Genomic DNA, 23,275 nt, shown 5'->3' on the forward strand with positions numbered 1-23,275 from the left:
ACGCTATTCATGAAAATTCTCGTAGTTGAAGACGACCCAAAGTTGGGCGAGCAAATTATAAATACGCTAGAAAGTGCGGGCTGGGTACCGGAGCTCTCACAAGACGGCATTGACGCTTTGTATCGTGCGACATCAGAAGAGTGGGATGTCATCGTTCTTGACCTTGGTCTACCAAAAATTGATGGGCTCACCGTTCTTAAGGGCATCCGAGATGAAAACATCAATACGCCTGTTGTCATTCTTAGCGCCCGAGATACATTAAGCCAACGTGTTGAAGGCCTAAACGCCGGTGCCGATGACTACTTAACCAAGCCATTCGAAATGGTGGAGCTGATTGCCCGTATTCGAGCGCAATTGCGTCGTGCTTCTGGAAACGCCTCTCCCGTCATGCAAATTGGTGATCTTAGCCTCGACACTCGCTCGTCTAAAGTCATGTGGCAAGGCCAAGCGGTGAGCTTAACGGCATTGGAATATAAAGTCGTTGCGTATTTCATGCACAACGCAGAGAAAGTCATCTCACGAACAGAGCTTGTCGAGCACATTTATAAACAAGATTTTGATCGTGACTCCAATACTGTTGAAGTTTTTATCGGTCGAATTCGTAAAAAAATATCACCGAAAATCATTAAAACGGTAAGAGGACTAGGGTATCAACTGAATGCCTAACACAGATGCATCAACGACCCGTACTTCGGCAATAAAAGCTGAGTTTAAAAAACTCAGCTTAAAAACTCGCTTACTACTGGCCGCAACATTGTGGCTATCTGTCATGACGATTGCAGCGGGTATTATGATTCCCGGCTTGGTAAGAGAATACTTGGTTCAAGATTTAGAAACTCAGTTAGGTCGTTCCATGGACGAAATAGCCGCCAACCTTGAAACCAACAAACAAGGTAATCTCGTGCTAACGGCTCGCCTCTCCGACCCACGTTTTAATCAACCCTACAGCGGGCTGTACTGGCGCATTAACACCGATTCCGACACACTACGCTCTCGTTCACTTTGGGATAAAAACATCTCAGAAAAAGAACGCGCTCACACCACGTCATACTACGGCGCCAAAGACGAAAAGCTCGTCACCATTAAACGGACCATTTTCCTTCCCGACATTAGTGACGGCGTCACTATACTAATTGCACAAGATGAAGCGCCCATCGATAAAGCGCTGCATGCTCTCACCAACCAAGTTTGGGTGCTATTGGGTATTATGGTCGTCGGCATCCTTAGCCTTGTCGTTGCCCAAGTTAGCTGGTCTCTACGACCGCTAACTAAAATGCAAAAAGAACTTAAGATGTTAAGAAATGGCGAACGCCAGTCGTTAGATGAGCAGTACCCGAAAGAAATCGCCCCACTCGTCAACGACCTCAATGCGCTCATTTTTCACTATCAAGAGCTACTTGCCAGAGCCCGTAATCATGCTGGTAATCTCTCCCACGCACTAAAAACGCCGCTTTCTATTCTTAAAAATGAACAAGCCAATCTAAGTGAAGAAGACCGCGATAGACTCGCCCCTGCATTACTGCAAATTCAATCACAGATAGATTATCATTTAGGACGTGCTCGCATGGCCGGTGCAATGAACATCCTCTCCGTCAAATCAAACCCCAGTGAACGCGTTGATGCCATTTCTCTGGCATTCGATAAAGTCTATGCTGAGCGTGAGATCATTCTCATCAATGAACTTGATACTGAGCTATTCGTTTCTGTTGAGAAAACCGACTTAGACGAAATGCTCGGTAACTTAATAGAAAATGCTTATAAGTGGGGAAAGAGCCTGGTTCGAGTACATTCAGCCACGTTAAGCGACAACATGATTCAGATCATCATCGAAGATGACGGTATCGGCATCCCAGAAGAACAATGTCGCAGTGTGATAAAACGCGGTGTTCGCTTGGATGAAACGACACCTGGCACCGGTTTGGGGCTTAACATAGTCAGCGAGATGGCACATGGTTACCGGGGAGAATTAGTACTTTCTGCAAGCAAATTGGGTGGTTTACAAGCAACCCTTACCCTACAAGCCGTAAAGGACTAAAAAATCAGTCAATCTTGGCTTCAAACTATTGCTCAGATGACTATTGGATGTTAGTATCCGCGCTCGTTTTGAGAGTATCTTAAGATACTTCAAGGCGTTCTATGTTCTAACTAGGTCGCTAAGATTAGAACGATATTTATTAATTTTACTATTTGAGAGTAAATACTATGAAATTCGAAGCAGTAGTACGTACTGAACTAGGTAAGGGTGCGAGCCGCCGCCTACGTCACGCTGGCAAATTCCCAGCAATCATCTACGGTGGTGAAGCAGCACCGATCTCTATCGCGCTTACGCACGATGAAGTGATCAACCAAATGGACAAGCCTGAGTTCTACGAAGCAATCACTCTATTGATTGACGGCGCAGAAGTTAAGGTTAAGCCGCAAGACGTTCAACGTCACGCGTTCAAGCCAAAAGTTGAGCACATGGACTTCATCCGCATCTAATTCCCTACCAAGGAATTAGTTGGATTAAATCCAGCCTTTTGCATAAAAAGATACTCAGTCTTACCAACTAAGTAATCTAAAGAAATTCGAAACCCCGATGCTACCAACATCGGGGTTTCACCGTTTCTGGGGCTTAGAAAATCAAGTAACATTTCGATTAGTCATAGCGTTTATACCGTACTCACATGACCTGTATTCACTCCTATACGCCCTCCCCCAATCTTGGCCTTTAAGTAACCCAACACTTTGTCACTGTGGTCCAAATAGCGTTTGTTCTATTCCGGTCGTCATCCTCTTGAAAACGACGGTCTTCCAAAACACATGACTCGCTTTAAATAGAAAAGAACTACCGATAATACGCTTAAGAAGATTCCCTTCTTTCAAAGGATTGACGGTTACTTTTGTGGTGGTAAATAACTGCCTGTACCTTGTGTTTAGGTACTGGCACGTTTTTGGACACTTTCGAGTTTGAAAGTACTATCTGTAACTGTTCTGGACATTTTCAAGTTATGAATTTCTAAGTAATCCTAACTTTAGGATTACTTCTTCTATTACGAATCACCTAGAGCATTGACCAAAGCTCATTATCTCTCTCCAGTCGTAAACTGGTCTACTTGTATAAATGTCAATGTCACCCTCTTTTAATAAAAATGTCAAACATAGGTCAGACGAAACGGTTTTAATAGCGCCATAAACCATTATTTTACTAATTGGAATTTAAGGAAAGTGACATGAAGATGAAATTATTAAGCTATTTATTGCTGACTACCTCTCTTACTTTTAATGCATATGCATCTGTGCCTAAGTCGATAAGTCTTGGCATTTTAGGTGGTGAAAATGCTGAAGCACAAATAGGCAACAATCAATGTGTTGTAGAGTTCATACGAAATGAACTAGGAGTGGAAACAAACATAAGAAATTCTAGCGATTACAACTCCGTCATTCAGGGGCTGCTTGGAAAGCACATTGATTTAGTGATAAACATGTCACCCAAAGCATTCGCTGAAGTGCATCTAAATGATCCAAATTCCGTCGATATTGTGGGTTTAATCGCAGATAACACTGACAACTCACGTGGATACCACTCAGTCATCGTCGTAAAAGCAGACAGCCAATACAACAGCATTGATGACCTGCGTAATAGTACATTTGCTTTTTCAGACCCGAACTCAACATCAGGATACCTAGTGCCAAACAACCAATTAGAACAACAGATTGGTGGAATAATGGATAATCGATATAACGGTTTCTTCAAGTCAATTAGCTTTTCGGGTGGCCATGAACAAAATATTATGGGTGTCATTAACGGGCAATTTGACGCTGCGGTAACCGCATCAAGTATGGTTGGCATTGAAAGTATGGGTTACTCAGCTGGTGCACTTCACCGCTTTGCAAAACATAACCCCGAAGTGATGGATAAAATACGTATTATTTGGAAATCACCACTTATTGCAAATGGTTCAACCATAGTCAGTAATAATCTAAACCCTGAATTTAAAACTAAGCTTGTTACTGCGGTCAAGAAACTTGATAAAGAAGACAATGAGTGTTTTTCGAAAGCCGCCGGAGGTTTACGCCACCTCGCTGATACAAGTATTGAAGAATATCAGTCGGTCATTGATTTGGTCAAAGCAACAAAATTTGTGCAGCGATAATTAATTCACTTGGTCAAATATGAATTGAAATATCTGCAGGTAATAAAGACGAATTAAGGGTGCATCAGAATACGTCTCTGAATAAAATGAGTCAGCGTAGAACTCGCCGGCTCAAAATTGGACAAAACCTTGTCAGCTATATTACTAAATTAGGATGTAATGGATTAGTATAAGTATGTAAAAGTAACGCCCTGCTAAGTGGCGCTAACGACCAACTTTCCAAGCGCACTAAACTTCAAACCAAAACCGCCAAGCTTATGGCGTCCACTTGAGTAGTTTGTTAGTTGCCTACGCCCCTATTCTTTTATTTGCACCAAGCTGCTCATTGCTTGCCGCAAACTAAATTACTATTACCAAGCCATACTTGATAGCTGACAGAACTGACATCTTTCGATTAATGCGAGTTAGCGCGAAAAAGAAACCACCGAAGTCACCGGAAAACAGGTCGAGGAAGATGTTACTTTCGTTGCTCACGGACGGACACAAAAAGCAGTTCCGCGAAACCTCGATTGCTAAAACGAATGACGCTTTCACGCTGCCACCGGAAAGAAAGTTAAGCAGTGGGGCTTATCGCTGCATAGCTAAAGGGACAATGATTTGACCACTAAATTTCTAAGTGCAACTAACGCTTCATAGACGGAATTTTTCCGTCTTTGCATTCCGTCTATGTTGCTACCATTTATTATAAAACTCAACAAGTATCAACCTGTTATGTGAATCTGCATATAGTTGTGGGGGTCGAGTTACGGAAAAACTCCGGATAATAGAACAAAGTACGGATTAGATTAACTTGGTCTATCGGTTTACTGCTCAGGTGCTCCGTTTGCAGGTTTGAGAAGGTTTGGGGCAAAGGCGTAATAGATCAATCTGTCAGATCTGGTTACAACCTTATTTTTGGCTCTGACAGATTGAGTCCTGACTAATCCACTTCGCTAATGTGAACACTATGGACTTTGTCGTTTCACTTCTTAGCTAATGGATTATTTACTGTTCTTGATTCCAAATTTTGCCAACCTAGCCCTGTTAATATCGCTTTCGTCACCAATTTCCTGAAGAACTTCATTGATGTTGGTTTGCAGAGCTTCATTTGTTGCCCCCATCATGATAATTACTCGGACAAAATCAGTGAGGTCTTCGCCCGTAAAGCTTTTAATCATTTCTTTTAATTCTTCTTTAGGGATTTTACCTAATACCTCTGCTTCAGAGGTATTAAATGAGTTCTGGCCTCTTCTTTTCTCCAAAATATCGATTGGCTCAGGGTCTTTTTTGTATTGTTCGAAAGCCTCTTTAAGCTTATCAGCAAACCCTTGGTCATCAACTCCAAAGGGGTTGCTATATAGATCTGAAAGATTAAATTTTTCATAGTTTTCTTTGTGACAATCTATGTAATTGGCAATCATTTCGTCTGCAAGTTGCTCATCACCTAAATCACGTATAAGTTTTACTCCCTGACCATATTGTGATGAGCTTGTGTGGTGAACAGAAGCTTCCAGCCCTCGCTTCATTGCTTCAACAACCTCTTGTGTATTTTCAGCAAAAGAGCCATGAAACAGATTCCAAGCTTCTTCTAATCCTTTATTTTTGCTTTGGTTGTTAATTTCGTCTTGCTTTGACGAACATAGTAACTTCAATTTTTCTTCGTCTACATACCCTTGTTCGATGCATTCAGCTATTAGCAGATCCAGCTCATCTGTGTGCTGGTAGCCATACTGATTTAGTTTTTGTGACCAAAGCTTTTTTTCCTTGCCCTCTTTATCATCAGATAATCCAAAAAATCTTTCTTTGGTAGTTATGAACTCGAATGATGGTATCTTTTCGGGGTCTGAACTGTGGCAGTAATAGCACCAACTAATTGCAACTAACGAATAGATAGCTTGTTGTACTATCATCTCGTCATAAGAGGATAGGTGTTTAAGTAGCTCTTGTGTATGTCGTTCAATTTTCTTCAGTACTCTAATGTTCTTTATCTGTAAACTAACGCAACACTTTCGGATTAGTTCATATTTCTCTTGTTCATCAATTGCCAAGTCAAAGCACTCTGTCGCAGTTGGCTCAAAGGCGATTTGGGTATCTACCACTTTCTCGTGATATTTGAAGTACTCTTCGAGCCTTGCTTTATCCCCATCCTCATTTAAAAGTATGACAATTTTGCACCTTTTTTCTTCTTTCAAGTAAGAAGCCATTCCGAGAATATCTCTTACAGACAGTGAATCACTATGACGCTCTAAATCGTCAAAACACACTATTGTTTTTGAAAGCGTCGCATAAAGGATAGAGTCGACCATGCCTCCTAAACCAGCAACACCGAATAACTCAACATCTTTGCCACTATCTAACAGTTTCATTATTGGATGCTTTACGGTGTTGCCAATTTTATTCAGGTAGTGCTTAAGATTTTGCTCTTCTTTAACGTTGCTATTCAAGGCTGTTTTCGTGTTAACTTTACTGAGTGCTATACTTCGCTTAAGTTCATGTAGAGACTCAATACCAAATAGAGACACATATGAGTAATGCTCTAGTTCAATATGATTTTCTTCCCTGATTTCCTGAAAGAATTTTTTCCAAGTAAATGTTTTGCCTACCCCCCAATCTCCTTTTATGACCAGTACTTCTGGTATTTCAGATAGTAGGAATTTCTCAATTTTTTTTCTGGTATTTGCAACTGACATTTTTACCTTCTAATTCTTGTTTTAAATCTGTTCTAACTAATCCAAAAGTTCACTAACGTCACAATCAAACAGGAAGGGGACAGGTCTTGCCTTTGCCCCGTGCATAAATTTTGCTTATGCAATTATGAGCTAAGAATAAATGCTGTTCTATCGAGCGCAACACAGTTTGGGGCATAAACGAGTTAGCTTCCATTACCTCCTTAATATGACGCTTTGGTTATGCCTACCACCCTTTCAAAACGCAGGCATTTTATTCAGTGGTACACAAAAAAATACCCAGCCAATTGACTGGGCATAGCAACTAAATTTGCTGATAGGAGACGCTAGATTGCCCAACCACCCGCATAGAAAACAACTAACACTAGGGTAATAAGCACAATACCCAGATTCAGTTTCTTCCATTCGCCAGAGAAAAGACGGCCAACAACAAGGCACAAGAAACCCAGCATGATGCCTGTTACGATGTTACCAGTTAGAACAATGAATACCGCACAAACCAAACCCGATAATGCATCAACTGAATCATCAAAATTCAGTTTACGTACGTAAAATCTTATAAAGGACACACACTTCAAAAGAAATCAAAAGGCACTCCCGTGCTAACAATGAAAAATTAACAGCCTGTTTAAGGGAGGCCTTGGCTTGGAGCGTACGAATACTTTTGGTGTGTGTCCTGTTAATCCTTTTTAGAAATGATCGACGGCTATTTGATCACTGCTCAGCTCTTAGTGTTACATTTAATTACATTTGGCATATGTGATCTTAACGAGCTTGAAAAACAATAAATTCGAACTACGTTGAATACACTTACCAACTAAGCCATAGCCGACCATTCGCCCATTCGCCCATTCGCCCAGCCGATGATAAGCAGAACATAAAATACTAAGGAACAGTTATGTCATGAAAGCTCTGTGAGAAGACAGACATTCACTTAAAAGCACATTTCACTAAAACGTAGCTCCAACAAAATGAGTGCTAGTTCATTTAATTAATACCAACAACTGAGCGTGACCCATGAACACTCAGGTTGACTTGTGGTTTGCTCCGGCCTGACTGGATAACTCAATTGCGCTTTATTGCGACTATCTCTAGTTTTTGCCTGTATATGCTGATTGAGTGATCGGCGAGAAATTTCTTATAAGGGAGCTTACCGATCACAAGTGCTTTGAGCCGGAATAGAAACGACACTGAGTAAAGCAGCTGAACATCGTCATATTCGCCATTCTTACAGTTGGTTAGGTAGCGCATATTCCCACCATGAATATAACCATTTAACCTCTCTAATAAGAACTCTTTTACCTGAGTACCTACCCAAGGGAGTAAGCCAGCGGCTGTACTAAGGGCACCAATGACGACGCCATTTGGCGGCAGCATCGTCACAGCATCTGCGGCGTTTACTACGCGATAAATCGGCGTTTTTATTGTAGAAATCCATTCTTTGTCGCCCACTCTAGGCGCACCGAATGTATAACAAGCGGCTATACCACTTTTGAAGTTTAATCTTTTAGCCGCGATAGTTGCTAACGCACCACCCAAACTGTGCCCGGTAATAAATAAGGGCTTGTCGCCGCTTAATTCGTCCAACGCTTCATTGAGCTTTTGTTCTACCGATTCATATGCGTTGTGAAAGCCTTCATGGACCCTGCCTGAGGTTTTGCACTTGGTTAACATCGCCTTGGCATCAGACTTTATGTCATTCAGGCTTGTAGCCTCGGTTCCTCGAAATGACAACACGTAACCAATTCGAGTTTCTACCAAAATGGCTTGAGTCCCAAGTTCGGTATCAAAGGTTTCGAGTAACGTTGCGTCATTAAGCGTATTTAGTTCATTTATCAGTCGCTGTTTTTCTTCTTCATGATCCCAAAGCAGGCTTTCTAATACCGACAGTGCTTTAGTCGCGTTTATATTTGTTGATTCATCCACCAGCCGGCCTAATGCTTCATTCAAACCTAATTTCTGTAATTTGCTCGGCAGTGCCTGATTATAACGCAGGTATGCAAGCTCAGATAACGTCGCCATCATCCAGGCAGTTCGGTCACTGTATGCTTGACGATAGCTGGGCACGCTTAAGCCAAGTAATTTGGCCTTGTTATCCATTTCAAGATTAACTTTGTTTAGCACACTCATACTCAACAATTCCTTTTGCAATTAACTTCATACATGTTTAATATTTAACCAGTCATTGAACGAACTTGCAATTACTGAAGTGAATCGGTCACTCAATATATGGAAATGGAAAATGCGCGTATTAGTAGCAATTTTTATCGCAGTTCTTGCGGGCTGTGCTCAAGTCCCGACTCAATCTGTTGAGCTATCGGCGACTGTCGGGCGTGATATCGAGAAAATGCACAAAGCCCATGTGCAAACCATCACGATTTTGTATTCTCGAATGAGGGCTGATGTGAATAAGTTTGTCGACGATGTTTACACGCCTTATGCGATCAAGGAGGCGATTAAGAAAGATCGCAACAGACTTGCCGAAGGAAAACTCTCCTTCATCGACATGATTTCGGTAGGGTTTGCGGAAGATGCTAGCACGAAGCAACAAGAAAAAGCGCTTGGGGCAATGAAAGTTCTCGTGTCTAATGTGACAAAATCTGTTGAGAGGCAACGTAAGCTGCTGCTCGATAATTTAAATGGACAAGAAAATGAACTATTGAAGTCGACGAACCGCTCATACTTGGCCATTCATCAAGCGAACTCCATTGTAACCGGCCACTTAGCTTCTGTGGTTAAAGTCCACGACGCTCAAGAGAATTTACTCAACGAAGTGGGAATTGAAGCTGATATTGATGAGTATATCGCCACTAAACTAGCCAAAGCCTCGGACGAGATTGCAGAGTTCACCAACAAGAGCAAGAAAGAAATCGATGATATGGGTGGTGTTGAAGGAGCACAAGCAAAGCTTCAAGACACCATTAATAAGCTAAGTATTTTAAAATAAGGATTTCAGCATGAGCTATTTAGATGAACTGGACAAACTACTGAGTGACGATTTTGCCATTATTGAACAAACATTCAACGGTACCTATAGTTCTGAGCTGACCAAGCTATCTGGCCTGTCGATTTCAGAACTAAAAGAGATACACCCAGAGGTCGATGTTGTTGTATATGAAAAGCTTAAAGCCGTGGTATTGAGAGCCTCGCAACAAAACATCAGTCAGGCAGAACTCAAAGTACGAATTCAAGCATTAGGCGAAGTGGCGATTGAGATAGCCAAGATTGCAGATATCGTCATCTGAGAATGCAAACAAACAAAAGACAGAGCCATTTGTGACCCTGTAAATAATTCTGTGTAACTGCTCTTGGTTACAAGTATTCAGTTAATCGGTCTTCGAACATAATCATAAAACGGTTTAGCGCTTGCTTCCAGTGATGGATTGGCATTGTCCACCTCTTGGAAGCATCCATGATCGCCAGATACACCACCTTTCTAGTCACCTAAAAGAGTAAACACTTAAATGCAAAACAATTAAATGCAAAACACTTAAAAAGAAATCAAAACCACTCCCGTATTCAAAGTAGCAATCAACTGCATACTTTCGCTTTCTTCAATCTATTTTGGTGAAGTTGTCTAGTTTCTTAAGATACGTTACTTACGTTTAGGAATTGGGCGAACGACAGTATCCAGAGTTTTCACTGGCCTATAGGGTAGGAGTGGCGGTGAAAATGGCGCTTATTCTAGTTGATAGGTTTGCATCTTGCTCTTTTTTAAGGCGGCCTTAGCTTGAACTGTATTAATGTGACACCCAACCGCAGTCGAACGTGTTTTCTCTAATTCAGTACATACCGTTAACCAACTCTTTTGATTGAAATTCAACGCGTCAAAATAGCGGGTTGATTATCATCCATACTGGCTTTGTTTTCGCGAAATAGACGTGCAGCCCAGTCTACTAACTCAATGTCGTCGATGAGCCGAAACGGAATACCATCTAGCATTTTATTCGTCGGATTGCCGATAAAAGGGTGCAAACATGGGGCTGTCGTTAAGTTTTTATCCAGCGCATCGATTCTGGCTTTTATCGAGGTAAACTCCGACGTTTCAGGGGTTTTAGCAATACCTGCTCGAATAAGGTTCAAGTCGACATACGCCATTGCGGCGTCAAGTGCTTTTTCATCAAGCAACGCTTGGCTTTTGAAACGGCTTTCCCAAAAGTGCCCTGTGCAGTTATCTTCTCTGTTCGCCCTACACGCAATGTCGTAATTGAGCTCTTTCATGAACCAACTTAAGTTCCACAGCCTTTCTCGCCATATTTCAATGAGCTCATACACTTGTCTTCTTCTACCTGGTGAGTGAGTTGCTTATTTTGCCAACGTTCTATGAGTGCCGGTAATTTATGTTCACGCCCCCAATGCTCGACCACATCGTGTAGTGACAATGCTAACGCTTTGTCTTTATTGATATGAAGCACCAAGTGATAGTGATTCTCATGATGGCGTAGGCGCAAACATCGATGCAGTATACGTGTGTCAGAGCGTGAATTTTTCGCTCCATCCACTCTCTTCGATGTTCGTAGCTCGTGTTGGTGAGCGGGTCTTCCCCGCACAAAAAGCTACGCCTCACACAACGTGATACGCAGTGGTAATACGACGTCGCATCCACGGAGATAAGTTGGTTTCTGGCTGTTGTCAAAATGAGGTCCGCTATAAAGGTTTTAAGTAACTTAGCAGTTCTCTTTTAATGGCATTGTTGGTGAGTTGGCGAATTCACTAAAATCAAACTAATTTCATACTTTTGGTGTGTGTCCTCCTAATTATCCTCCTAATCATTTCTTGGGTGTGTGTCCTTCTAATCATTTACTTGTCCAACCGAAACGAAGCAAAGTCTTGCGTCTGGTCGGTGCTTAACCCGCACTGGAACTCTCTGAAGAGAAAGTTATTGATAATGTTTGGATAGCTCATAGCGTGTACCTTTCAGTATTGAAAAGCACTTAACTAACGTAATTTTCGATCCAATATTTCTAAAATTGGATTAGTTTCGAGTTACTTCTATGTCATCTGAATACTTCATAATCAATCTGCAACAGAGTTCTGTTTCATGAAAGGGCTCATACGAGATGATGTTCTACAAAGGCTGTGATCCTGTAAACAACATTGTCAGTCGCTCTCTGCTAGGTTTAAACGATAACAGTCCGTTATGCACTCTAATCGTGATTATTGGTGCAAGTAACGAGCTAATAAGACATTAGGCACGAGAGAGGATGTTTATGAGTAGAAAAGATGATACTGAAGATCATACGTACAAGAGAAAGGTTTCACTTTGCGCTGAAGATTACATTATTTTAACTGTAATTATTATTTGCCTAGTAAGCCCAGTTTTAATGCTCGGTGCAACTCAGATCTATAATATTCCATTTCCTCCAGTAGTTATTTCAGTGTTTTTGGGCATAGCGGTAGCGTCTCTTCTTTATAGATTTTTAGGAGGCACTCAGGGTGCAACTTTTGCAATAGGTGCACTTAAAGTAACAGGGTCTGCGGCGATACTTGCTGGCATATCTTGGTGGACGGATAGCCGCTTGGAAAATCAGTTAAGCATTTATAATAATAAAACAGAAACATTAAATGAACTTAATTCGACAAAACAGAAACTTGATAGTAAAAACAAGTACATTTTTGAACTAAAGGAAGAAATCAGAGAATTAAAATCAGAGAAGGACCAGGAGACCCATAAATACAATACAACAAAGCTTGAGCTTACCCAATTAAAGTCAGGAAACCATATTCCCAATTTTGTACGTAATCTTGAGCCCGAAGATGATGTAAGTGAAATACTTAGAGATATTCAATATGAAAAAGAGGGGCCTTGGCGACAATTCTCAAAATCATTCACTTTGATGGTTTCAGTAGTCGATTATTTGCCAGAAGGTTCTGTTGCTGCATGCGAAGAAAATATTGACAAAAAACTAGAGATCATTAGTGATTTTACTTTAAATGGTCAAGTTGTTCGGACCAAGCGACCTATAATTATGGATGTTAAACATTACATAAGAAGAGGAAAAGATTGTAAAGACAAATACAAATATCAACTTCAAATTAACTGCCTAGATGCAGCCAAGATATTTACAAATAAAGTTCTTAGTTGTGGAGAAGGCAAAATAGCAAAATGGAACGTTGATGCACAATTTCTTCCGGTTAACGTCGTTTCACTTTATGAAGAAATAGAAAATCCTAGTAAGGTCAATTAACGTGGATATTTTATAGCTGCGCAGCTACGCTTAGCCTCTTTAAATTGACTGTTATTGGTGACGTTAGGTGAAACAGAGGTTCAGGCAAGGAAAGCAGATGAATTTAAATCAAGTAACATTGGCAGTTCATGATATAGAACTAGCGACCAAGTTTTACACAAAGCTCGGCTTAACTCAAATCGTTGGTAACGAGCACTATGCTAGGTTTTCATTACCTGACGGTGATGCGACTTTCTCAGTCTATCTAGGCATTGAAACAAAGTTTACATTGTTGTAGTGTCGTTTACATTGAGCATGAGAAACTTGATAGCCTCGTCACACATCTTAAGTCTGAAGGTATCGAATTCACGCATGAACCAACGATGAAAAGAGACCTTTTGAAAGAAGCTGTATTACCTGACCCGTCAGGCAATAAACTCAAACTATATTGGGCTGACGAAAATCGGCTAAATCCGCCGTGGAAACTTGAGACCAGCGCCTAACAAATTATTCAAGTTCGACAGCTAACGTTTGGTGATTTTTGTTTTGGTTGAGTTTAGTGATTACGGTGGATTTGTTTGAGTATAGTGGTAGTTAGCTGCTACTTAACAAGGCATTAATCTTCTATCTCAAATGCCGTATTCGTTGAAGGCATCGCACAATTAGATTCAGTTTAGCAAGAACTAAAGCTTCTGGTTGTGCACCTAGTTCGAGCAAGACCATTCCTAAAATAGTTTGCTGTGGCTCCATTAACTGACCTGTAGGCAATGTCAACTTTTCCCCTTCCATTTTTAACTGTCCTCACAGATTTAAAACATCATTTTCTACACTTTCGACGCTCAAATAATGAAAAATTCTATCACTTTTGTGTTTTTGGCTGTTATCTAACTAACTGTAAGTTAACGCATAAATTCACTTTCTATGAAAAGCATTGCAGCAAAAAAACGTGTGACCAATTCTAAAAAAATTGTTACTTAGTTAACTAACCATGAAAGGAAGTAGTTTTTGTTACCCATAAATAGCGAGACTCAGCGCATCGCTGATGACGATACACACAACGCGGGGTACGAGTCCCAGATGAAAAAAAACAAACTAGTCAACGCAAGAATACACATTAGCAATGCCATTATTCTAACCAAGATTCTAATCGGCTTTCCTAAATCATAATCCGCCAGTCGTCCACTCCATACAACATATGCGGTATACCCAATCGCAACGAGGCATGAAATTAGAAAAAACCAATCTTTAACAGACCATAAGTAAGAAGTACACATTTTAAATTCTCTACAAATTTTCCATTTTCACAGCTACTACGAGAGGTTCTACCTTCTCTTCGATCAGGAGCTCTTATTCTATTTCGATACTTGAATAGCCACTACAACATTAATATCCAACAATTGATTCTGACTTAAATATCTAGAGCTACAACTGAGCTGCATGCTATCACCATCACGCCTACGCTCAAAAATACGCAGAGCAAAAAAATGCCCAGTCAATTGACTGGGCATAGCAACTAAATTTACTGATAGGAGACGTTAGATAGCCCAACCACCCGCATAGAAAACAACTAACACTAGGGTAATAAGCACAATACCCAGATTCAGTTTCTTCCATTCGCCAGAGAAAAGACGGCCAACAACGAGGCACAAGAAACCCAGCATGATGCCTGTTACGATGTTACCGGTTAGAACAATGAATACTGCACAAACCAAACCTGATAATGCATCAACTGAATCATCAAAATTCAGTTTACGTACGTTACCTAGCATCAGTAATCCCACGTACATTAACGCAGGTGCTGTTGCGTATGCTGGCACTAAATAACTAATCGGCGCTAAGAATAATAGAAACAAGAACAGCACACCTACCACGACGGCGGTAAGACCGGTTTTACCACCAGCCGCCGTACCCGCGGCTGATTCAATATAAACGGCTGCAGGCGCACCACCCACCGCACCAGAAACGATACTCGACACCGAATCTGAGGTTAGCGCTTTACCGCCATCAATAATATTGCCGTCTTTATCAAGCAGATTGGCTTGACCCGCTACTGCTCGAATTGTGCCAGTGGCGTCAAAAATAGCGGTCATGACCAAGGCCAACACACTCGGTAGAACGATTGGATTGAGTGCCCCCATGATGTCCATCGTCCCCATCAGAGAGCCCTCACCACCAATGCTAGGTAACGCAAAAAATCCCTGATATTGCACAGCAGGATCAAAAATCAGGCCGAACACAGAAATCGCAACAATAACAAAAAGAATGCCACCAGGAACCTGACGCTTTTCAAGTCCAAAAATAGCGGCAAGACCCAGCATAGACATGATCACAGGAAACGAAGTGAACTCACCTAACGTAACTGGCAATCCCTCTACCGGGTTTTTGATGACTAGGCCAACACCACTTGCCGCGATTAATAGCAAGAATAAGCCAATACCAATACCCGTACCGTGAGCAATACCTTCAGGAAGGTTAGTTAGAATCCATTGGCGCACGCCCGTAACGGTAATGGCGGTAAAAATCGCCCCCATTAAGAATACGGCACCTAATGCGACCGGTATTGAAACGCCCTGCCCCAACACTAAGCTAAAAGCGGTAAACGCCGTTAATGAGATAGCACAACCAATGGCCATGGGTAGGTTGGCCCAAAAACCCATCAACATTGAACCAAACGCAGCCACTAAACACGTGGCGATAAACACAGAACCTTGGTCGAAACCCGCGACACCGAGCATGCTAGGGACAACGATAACCGAATATACCATCGCCAAAAATGTCGTAAGACCTGCAACAACCTCTTGACGAACGTTACTTCCACGTTGTGAAATCAAAAAAACGTTATTGAGCCAACTGCTCGGTGCAGTTGATGTATTCTCGGTCATGCCTATTCCTCGTCTCTATTGGGTCTCATCCGTTCAATAAGGGCCCAACAAAATGTTAGTTAAAATTTAAGTGGCGAGAAAATACACGTAAACGTTTGCTTGCGCAATAGGTAGAATCGAAGGTTTCATCTTTGATAGGAAAAAGCAGGGTAACATGACCCAAGTGTGCCAAAAATTAACCTGCTAACGCGTTCTTCCATAAACACAACGGCGTTGTCACAGGCATATAATTCAAGCCACACCTTCACGGATATTACCGCGAACTTAACTCGCCACCATATTCACAGCAATGACTAACAACAGCCCAGCAAAGATCTTTTTAATTGTCGATACTGGTAGGTAATGGGTTGCTTTCGCGCCTAATGGAGCAGCAAACCAAGATGTACATACGATGCCCAGTAGCGCAGGTAAATACACAAACCCTACAAATCCATCTGCTAATGCTAAGTCACGGCTACCTGCAGTGATGTACCCGATAGACCCACATAGCGCAATAACAATTCCACATGCAGACGCACAGCCTATTGCCTTTTTCATGTCGACCGAAAAAAACGTCAACAGAGGCACCAACAACGCCCCTCCCCCTATTCCAATCATGGCAGATAGACCACCCGTGATTGTGGTAAGGAGCGTTAGCACACCTTTATTAGGTATTTTTCGTGATTTCGTGGTATCACTTTTGCTGCTCAAAAACATCTTTATCGCGATAAGGACAACGCTTACCGCAAACACTAAGCGAACGACTTGCTCTGGCAAAAGCGTGGCTAAAAAGCCACTGATCAGCGCACCTAATGCCACTCCCACCATAACCCAAGGCGCCAGCTCCCAGGGTACGTTGCCGTTTTTGTGATGCGCTAGAGCTGAAGAGGTAGACGTAAACAATATTGACGCCAAGGAGGTGGCAATCGCCGCGACGACAACTTGCTCAGAAGGCAAAATGTTGAAGTGAAATAAAATACTACTCAGCACTGGCACTATAATCAGCCCTCCTCCTATGCCTAACAGCCCAGCTAAAAAGCCAACACCACTTCCTAGAAGTAAGCAGTACATTACTAACAACAGCATTTCACTCATCCGTTTATCTCTTTAATTAATGTAATAATAAGTATGCAAAAATAAACCACACAAAAATGAGGTATATTTTATTTAAGAAAACATATAACCGACGAACAATACTAATTTCAAAACAAAATAGTTTCAAACAGTATTCATCATGAAAATTATTCATATTGAATGTGAAGTAAAAGCATTTTTCATCACCCGTTAATATCCGTATAAATTCCTTAAGCAACAATTTCAATACAGCATCACATTAATGTCATTCCGGTCATAGCACGCTTTCATTAAAACTATCCGAGACGAAACAACATTAATTTTAGACACTAATTTGGGACAATAAATCATGATAAGCACAGAAAATACACAGTTTGATTTTACGATTAAGAGTACTTGTCTCGATGAAAATTATCAGCCTTCTGACAACACTCGTATCACAACCAACTTTGCTAATCTAGCGAGGGGACGCAACCGACAAGAAAACTTACGTAATGCGTTAAAGATGATTAACAATAGTTTCAATGCCTTAGTTAGCTGGGACAACCCTAGTGCGGAGCGTTACTCTATTGAACTAGAGATCATTTCGGTTGATTTAGATATTGAAGGTACGGGTCAGGCATTTCCTTCAATTGAAGTTTTAAAAACAAATATTATCGACCATAAAACGAATGAGCGCAGCGAAGGAATAGTAGGAAACAACTTCTCCTCCTATGTGCGAGATTATGACTTTAGCGTCTTACTCCTTAACCATAATAAAGATCAACCACAATTTAGTGTTCCTGATAACTTTGGTGAGTTACACGGGAAATTATTTAAGCATTTCGTCAATTCCCCGACTTATCAAGAAAACTTTAATAAGCCACCAGTAATATGTCTGAGTGTTTCTGACAACAAGACCTATTACCGCACGGAAAATCAACATCCCGTGCTTGGGTTTGAATATGAGCCAAATGATACGTCGTTGACGGAGCAATATTTCAAAAAAATGGGACTCCAGGTTCGCTATTTTATGCCAGCAAACAGTGTTGCTCCGTTCGCTTTCTATTTCTTTGGTGATTTACTCAATGATTATACCAATCTTGAACTCATTAGCACGATTAGCACGATGGGCACGTTCCAAAAAATCTACCGTCCTGAAATCTATAATGCCAATGCTGCTGCGGGGCAATGCTATCAACCAAACTTAAAAAACCAAGACCACTCATTAACTCAAGTCGTGTATGACAGAGGTGAGCGAAGTCAGCTGGCGATTGATCAAGGGAGGTTTGCTGAAGAACACTTTATTAAGCCCTATAACATTGTACTTGAGCAGTGGTCTGCTCAAAATTTTCTTTAATGAACGAAATCTAAGCGGCATTGATTATGAAAAAACTATTACCCACTTCAACAGCTGGCAGTTTGCCTAAACCGTCTTGGCTCGCTCAACCAGAGACGCTTTGGTCACCATGGAAGTTGCAAGGAAGCGAATTAACTGACGGTAAACACGACGCCTTACGTGTGTCCTTACAAGAGCAGCAATACGCTGGGATTGATATCGTCAGCGATGGTGAACAAACACGTCAACACTTCGTCACGACATTTATCGAGCACCTCAACGGTGTTGACTTTGAAAAGCGTAAAACCGTTAAAATACGTGATCGCTATGACGCGAGTGTTCCTACCGTCGTTGGCGAGGTTTCTCGTCAAAAGCCCATATTTGTCGACGATGCTAAACTATTACGTCAACAAACCAAGCAACCAATAAAGTGGGCGCTGCCAGGTCCAATGACCATGATAGACACGCTATTTGATGACCACTACAAAAGCCGCGAGAAGCTTGCTTGGGAATTTGCGAAAATTCTTAATCAAGAAGCCAAAGAACTCGAAGCCGCTGGTGTCGATATTATTCAATTTGATGAGCCCGCCTTTAATGTCTTTTTTGACGAGGTTAATGATTGGGGTATTGCGACTCTAGAGCGAGCCATCGAAGGATTGAAATGTGAAACCGCAGTACACATTTGTTATGGCTATGGCATAAAAGCCAATACCGATTGGAAAAAAACGTTGGGTTCTGAGTGGCGACAATACGAAGCCGTGTTTCCTAAGTTACAACAATCAAACATCGATATTATCTCGCTAGAATGCCATAACTCTCATGTCCCAATGGAGTTACTTGAACTGATCCGAGGTAAAAAGGTCATGGTCGGTGCTATTGATGTCGCCACCGAGTCAATTGAAACTCCAGAAGAAGTCGCAGATACTTTACGGCACGCGCTTAAGTTTGTGGATGCTGAAAACCTCTACCCTTGCACTAACTGTGGTATGGCACCTTTATCCCGCTCTATTGCAACAGCCAAGCTAAGAGCACTAAAAGCGGGCGCAGATATTGTTCGAAACGAACTCTTGAGCTAGCTCTCATAACTGACAAGCTAACTTCAGTCCAGTATGTCACCAGCTAGCGTTACGAAGCCGCTGGTGACATGCTTCATTGATAACATTAATTTACTACACATTGAATTAACTGAGTTTCTAGCGCTGAATCCACGTAGTCAGAAATAACCTCTATTCGGCTCTCAGTACTTTCATTTAATTCCACTTCGGTGAGTCCATCTACCGTCATGTTATAACCAAAGATGCCGTCTTTCGTAATAAATACCGCTTTCATTCTTTCGACATCCAGCCCGATCAAAAGGTTAATTAATCGCTGACGGTCAAAGTGTTTGTTGGGTGAAAATCTCCAGCCAACACTTTCAAACCCCTCCCCTTGGTTGGTCGCTTTAATAAGGCCACTTTCAGGCATCGGTAATTCAGAGGCAAGTGGTTTACTGTGCCCATGGTGGTGAGCATGAGGTGGGTGCTCATGAATACTGGTATCGCCCTCAAAGTCTGCAAATGGAATAGCACCATGTTGCGTAAATATCACCTTTGTCATCGGGCGACCGACGTCTGCAACGTACGCTTGCAGTTTTTCCGCGTCGCCTGGTTGATAGAGATCGATTTTATTACCAACGACCGTATCGGCAATGGCAATCTGCTGATTGAACGTTTCATTACTGGTATAGCGGCTATCGGATAACTGACGCGCATCCACAAGAGTAATATTCTTTTGCAATGACAGGACGTTTCGATAGTGCTCTGTCGATAGCACTTGTAACACTTCTTTAGGGTGCCCAAGTCCCGTAGGCTCGATTAATAATCGGTCAGGTCGAGCTTCTGACAGTAATTGACTCAGTGCAATTTGCATCGGTAAGCCTGCCGTGCAGCACATGCACCCACCGGGAACTTCACGAATAAATACGCGCTGCTCTGCGTTTTTCTGGCCCTGCAGTAAACTGCCATCAACACCGATTTCGCCGAACTCATTAACCAAAATCGCCCAGCGTTCATCCTTTGGTTTGTGTTCCATTAATTCTACAATGGCCGATGTTTTACCTACACCCAGAAAACCAGTAATGATATTGGTTGGAACCGCTGAAATAGCTTGTTTATCAGAGCTCATTGGCGATTCTCCTATAGCCTTGCACTAGGGTATGGTTCGCGGAAACCACAGACTCAGAAAAGGCGGAATACTCAGGTGGTACTTTAGAAATGCTGTTTAAATCGAAGCCTGTACCAATATTGGTCATAGGGGGGACATGAAAACGCGCTGGCAGGTCTAACCCGTCCACCACACAGTTATGACGAATCACGCAGCCACTACCAATGACCGCATTAAACACCACGGAATTAAAACCAATAAACACATCATCACACACTTCGCAGGGGCCATGGATAATAGAGCGATGAGCAATGGATGAACGTTCGCCAATGATGACCGCCGCCCCCGATTTTGAGTGAATCACGACGCCATCTTGAATATTGGTATCTTGCTTTATCACAATCGCGTCCATTTCCCCCTTGTCGTTAACCTCGTCAGCGCGAATCACAGCATAAGGTCCAATGAAAACATTCGCTTCAATGATCACTTTGCCGCAAATAATCGCAGTGGGATCGATAAAGGCGGATTCTGACACCTCAGGTAAGTGTCCGGTTGGATTTCTTCTTATCATAGTCATTTTTCGTTATTAGAGGATAAATGAAAAGCATGCTGGTGATCACAAAGGATATGAGAGCAAACGATGTATTTATTGGACACGTTTAGTTTATGAGTTAAATGTTCACTCTCTAGAAAATCCAAAATACGATAAACCGACATCGCCTGAATGCTCTGATCTAAATACTCTTTACAATGATGCCTTCAATCTCTCGCATTTCGCTACCTCAAGTCTAACGTTAGTAACAATCGACGTTGACCTGGTGTCGCTTCTGGCGATCGATGTACCAGCCCTGTATCTTCATTGCCTTCCCAACCGCTTCCTTTGAGTAAGGCAACGTCACCGCGTTCTATCTGGTTGATAGCATTGGTATTTTGATACAAACCTGATTGGTGATCGGGTAAACCAACACTGCCCGCTCCTAATTTACTACGATCAACGTCCTCGTTACGTAGCCACTGGGTTGCAGCACCCGCATAGGTTGTAACTAAGCGGCACGGTAAATGATCAACGTGAAACTTAGGACACATTGGACTATCGAGTGTGGTAAGTCGCAATCCCGCTTCGTTTACGTCGAACAGACAACAAAACATATCAACAATTAACGCAATATCCTGACTCAGTTCATCTGCGCATGCATGATCAGACAATTTGTTTCGAAGCCAAGCAGCGGTAGTATCTGGTGTCACCGTTTCCACCACAGATAACGCCGCGCCATTTTTGAGCATTTCATCAATAGATTGAGTTAACGTTGCCGGTAATAAACGTTGCCATACCGCGAGGTTGTAGTCTTGTTTATAAATATCGGAGAGAACGGTTGGCTGTGTCGCTTTGGCTAGTAAAGACGTTGCACTAACGACATTGGCTGACTCTAAAGTATTTATCTCTGTAGCACTTATGTTCAAGCTGCTTATACTCATGCTTCTTCCTCCCAGCGCGGAAACGGGTCCGATAGCGTCAACCAATAGGATTCTCCGGCAGACATTTCTTGGTCGTTTAATAAGCATTCATCAAGAGCTCGCGTCATTGCGACTTGATCAAGCCCCTGACCAATAAACACTAATTCCTGTCGCATATCACCAAAGGGTTCTACCCAGCTTTGTTGAATGTCTTTAAGAATTTCTGGATCTGTTGGCCATTGATTTATAGGCGTAGCTTTCCAAAACAACCCAGCAAAACCATGATTACCAATCCCTCCAGCTTGGCTCCACTGCCCAGCGAACTCTGGGCGGGAAGCTAACCAAAAGTAACCCTTTGAGCGAATTAGCTTACCAAATCGTTCTGTATCATGAAGAAAATCATGAAATTTTTCTGGATGAAATGGACGGCGAGCTCGGTAACTAAAACTACCAATACCGTACTCTTCCGTTTCAGGTATATGCTCACCTCTTAGCTCTTTTAACCAACCCGGTGCGGATTGTGCTTGCTCAAAATCAAACCGACCAGTATTCAATACCTCGCCAATATCTACCTTGCCATTACAAATTGGAATGATACGGGCTCTGGTATTCAACATGGTTAGGATTGCGGTGAGTCTTGCGACATCGTCCTGAGAAACAAGATCTACTTTACTGATTAAAAGTACATCAGCAAATTCAACCTGTTCAATAAGTAAATCCGTGACACTGCGTTCATCGTCTTCTCCCAGGTGCTGCTCGGTCTCTTGTAGATCCTGCGCCGCTTCATAGTCATGTAAGAAGTTAACCGCATCCACAACCGTTACCATGGTATCTAATGTCGCGATATCAGAGAGAGACTCTCCTTCGCCATCGGTAAAGGTAAACGTTTCAGCCACAGGAAGCGGCTCTGCAATCCCAGTCGATTCAATAACAAGGTTGTCAAAGCGTCCCTCTTTCGCCAGGCGACTCACCTCAAGCAGCAAATCTTCGCGCAAAGTGCAACAGATGCATCCGTTGCTCATTTCCACCAGTTTCTCTTGTTGGTAATCCAGTGAAATTTCATTCCTAACCGTTGCAGAGTCAATATTGATTTCACTCATATCATTAACAATCACGGCGACTCGCTTTCCTTGACGATTATTAAGGATATGACTAAGAACCGTTGTTTTGCCTGCCCCAAGAAAGCCTGATAACACGGTGACAGAGATTTTTTCCTGATTCATATTTCTCTCATAATCAAACAGATGGCAAAACTCGACTAACAGCCAAGCGCGCAAACATCAACCAAACCAAGTGTTATGTTATAACATAACACTTGGTTTGCCAATTTAGATTTTTGAAGAGAGTTATGGCAAGAACGTGAAAAGCTGAAGGCGCATTCAAAATAGAAACTGGTGGGATAAAGGCGAGTCAACTGGCAAACCACATCAATCACGACAATAAAAAAGGGACTCAA

At 42.0% G+C, this 23,275-nt stretch carries 17 protein-coding genes and 5 pseudogenes; 10 read left to right on the top strand and 12 right to left on the bottom strand.

Annotated features, from left to right (window positions below):
- Window positions 1-9: 9 nt before the first annotated feature.
- The 4 genes from L4D74_RS13070 to phnD all read left to right on the top strand — a co-directional run bounded on the left by L4D74_RS13070 (window position 10) and on the right by phnD (window position 4,136).
- On the top strand, window positions 10-666 hold the full coding sequence (locus tag L4D74_RS13070; protein WP_428752510.1) for a response regulator transcription factor: 657 nt from the start codon (window positions 10-12) through the stop codon (window positions 664-666).
- A complete protein-coding gene (locus L4D74_RS13075; RefSeq protein ID WP_428752511.1) occupies window positions 659-2,035 on the top strand; it encodes an ATP-binding protein in 1,377 nt (458 codons plus the stop codon). Before L4D74_RS13070 ends, L4D74_RS13075 begins: the two co-directional genes overlap by 8 nt.
- A gap of 167 nt (window positions 2,036-2,202) precedes the next feature.
- Entirely contained in the window at window positions 2,203-2,481 is a 279-nt protein-coding gene (rplY, locus tag L4D74_RS13080; RefSeq protein ID WP_265677090.1) for a 50S ribosomal protein L25, read from the top strand.
- A 731-nt stretch (window positions 2,482-3,212) separates the two neighbouring features.
- On the top strand, window positions 3,213-4,136 hold the full coding sequence (phnD, locus tag L4D74_RS13085) for a phosphate/phosphite/phosphonate ABC transporter substrate-binding protein (protein WP_428752512.1): 924 nt from the start codon (window positions 3,213-3,215) through the stop codon (window positions 4,134-4,136).
- A gap of 980 nt (window positions 4,137-5,116) precedes the next feature.
- Here phnD and L4D74_RS13090 read toward each other — a convergent pair.
- From L4D74_RS13090 to L4D74_RS13100, 3 genes and pseudogenes are all read right to left on the bottom strand, one after another.
- The gene (locus L4D74_RS13090) at window positions 5,117-6,805 is read right to left on the bottom strand and encodes a hypothetical protein (RefSeq protein ID WP_428752513.1); all 1,689 of its coding nucleotides are present in this window, start codon (window positions 6,803-6,805) and stop codon (window positions 5,117-5,119) included.
- A gap of 323 nt (window positions 6,806-7,128) precedes the next feature.
- Window positions 7,129-7,350 (bottom strand): annotated as a pseudogene (locus L4D74_RS13095) (permease); the annotation flags it as partial.
- Window positions 7,351-7,867: 517 nt separating this feature from the next.
- Window positions 7,868-8,932 carry a lipase family protein gene (locus tag L4D74_RS13100; protein ID WP_428752514.1) on the bottom strand — a complete coding sequence of 355 codons (1,065 nt, stop codon included), beginning with the start codon at window positions 8,930-8,932 and terminating at the stop codon, window positions 7,868-7,870.
- A gap of 112 nt (window positions 8,933-9,044) precedes the next feature.
- On the opposite strand from L4D74_RS13100, the gene L4D74_RS13105 reads away from it, so the two are divergent.
- The gene (locus tag L4D74_RS13105; protein WP_428752515.1) at window positions 9,045-9,749 is read left to right on the top strand and encodes a hypothetical protein; all 705 of its coding nucleotides are present in this window, start codon (window positions 9,045-9,047) and stop codon (window positions 9,747-9,749) included.
- Window positions 9,750-9,759: 10 nt separating this feature from the next.
- Window positions 9,760-10,047, top strand: a complete 288-nt coding sequence (locus L4D74_RS13110) for a hypothetical protein (protein ID WP_428752516.1) — start codon at window positions 9,760-9,762, stop codon at window positions 10,045-10,047.
- Window positions 10,048-10,114: 67 nt separating this feature from the next.
- Here L4D74_RS13110 and L4D74_RS13115 read toward each other — a convergent pair.
- Window positions 10,115-10,240 (bottom strand): annotated as a pseudogene (locus tag L4D74_RS13115) (IS256 family transposase); the annotation flags it as partial.
- A gap of 241 nt (window positions 10,241-10,481) precedes the next feature.
- Window positions 10,482-11,354: pseudogene (locus tag L4D74_RS13120) on the bottom strand (transposase).
- A 658-nt stretch (window positions 11,355-12,012) separates the two neighbouring features.
- Here L4D74_RS13120 and L4D74_RS13125 point away from each other — a divergent pair.
- Window positions 12,013-12,990 carry a hypothetical protein gene (locus L4D74_RS13125; RefSeq protein ID WP_428752517.1) on the top strand — a complete coding sequence of 326 codons (978 nt, stop codon included), beginning with the start codon at window positions 12,013-12,015 and terminating at the stop codon, window positions 12,988-12,990.
- Window positions 12,991-13,087: 97 nt separating this feature from the next.
- Window positions 13,088-13,472, top strand: a pseudogene (locus L4D74_RS13130) (VOC family protein).
- Window positions 13,473-14,504: 1,032 nt separating this feature from the next.
- Here the strand turns inward: L4D74_RS13130 and L4D74_RS13135 are convergent.
- Window positions 14,505-15,851, bottom strand: a complete 1,347-nt coding sequence (locus L4D74_RS13135) for an NCS2 family permease (RefSeq protein ID WP_428752518.1) — start codon at window positions 15,849-15,851, stop codon at window positions 14,505-14,507.
- 264 nt (window positions 15,852-16,115) lie between these two features.
- Window positions 16,116-16,925, bottom strand: coding sequence for a sulfite exporter TauE/SafE family protein (locus tag L4D74_RS13140; RefSeq protein WP_428752519.1), 810 nt, complete (start codon window positions 16,923-16,925; stop codon window positions 16,116-16,118).
- Window positions 16,926-17,253: 328 nt separating this feature from the next.
- Between L4D74_RS13140 and L4D74_RS13145 the strand changes: the two genes are divergently transcribed.
- Window positions 17,254-18,243, top strand: a complete 990-nt coding sequence (locus tag L4D74_RS13145) for a DUF1852 domain-containing protein (protein ID WP_428752520.1) — start codon at window positions 17,254-17,256, stop codon at window positions 18,241-18,243.
- Window positions 18,244-18,269: 26 nt separating this feature from the next.
- Window positions 18,270-19,298, top strand: coding sequence for a methionine synthase (locus tag L4D74_RS13150; protein ID WP_428752521.1), 1,029 nt, complete (start codon window positions 18,270-18,272; stop codon window positions 19,296-19,298).
- Between the two features lie 85 nt (window positions 19,299-19,383).
- Here the strand turns inward: L4D74_RS13150 and L4D74_RS13155 are convergent, their stop codons facing one another.
- The 5 genes and pseudogenes from L4D74_RS13155 to zigA form a co-directional block, all read right to left on the bottom strand.
- Window positions 19,384-20,385 (bottom strand): CobW family GTP-binding protein, encoded by a 1,002-nt coding sequence (locus L4D74_RS13155; protein WP_428752522.1) that lies wholly within the window; start codon window positions 20,383-20,385, stop codon window positions 19,384-19,386.
- The gene (locus L4D74_RS13160; RefSeq protein WP_265677080.1) at window positions 20,375-20,935 is read right to left on the bottom strand and encodes an LbetaH domain-containing protein; all 561 of its coding nucleotides are present in this window, start codon (window positions 20,933-20,935) and stop codon (window positions 20,375-20,377) included. The genes L4D74_RS13155 and L4D74_RS13160 overlap by 11 nt, the downstream gene beginning before the upstream one ends.
- Window positions 20,936-20,970: 35 nt before the next feature.
- Window positions 20,971-21,117 (bottom strand): annotated as a pseudogene (locus L4D74_RS13165) (transcriptional repressor); the annotation flags it as partial.
- Window positions 21,118-21,141: 24 nt separating this feature from the next.
- A complete protein-coding gene (locus L4D74_RS13170; RefSeq protein ID WP_428752523.1) occupies window positions 21,142-21,840 on the bottom strand; it encodes a DUF1826 domain-containing protein in 699 nt (232 codons plus the stop codon).
- Window positions 21,837-23,042, bottom strand: a complete 1,206-nt coding sequence (gene zigA, locus L4D74_RS13175) for a zinc metallochaperone GTPase ZigA (RefSeq protein ID WP_428752524.1) — start codon at window positions 23,040-23,042, stop codon at window positions 21,837-21,839. The genes L4D74_RS13170 and zigA overlap by 4 nt, the downstream gene beginning before the upstream one ends.
- Window positions 23,043-23,275 lie beyond the last annotated feature (233 nt).

This window comes from Vibrio cionasavignyae, assembly GCF_050337155.1.
Classification (GTDB): Bacteria; Pseudomonadota; Gammaproteobacteria; order Enterobacterales; family Vibrionaceae; genus Vibrio; species Vibrio nomapromontoriensis.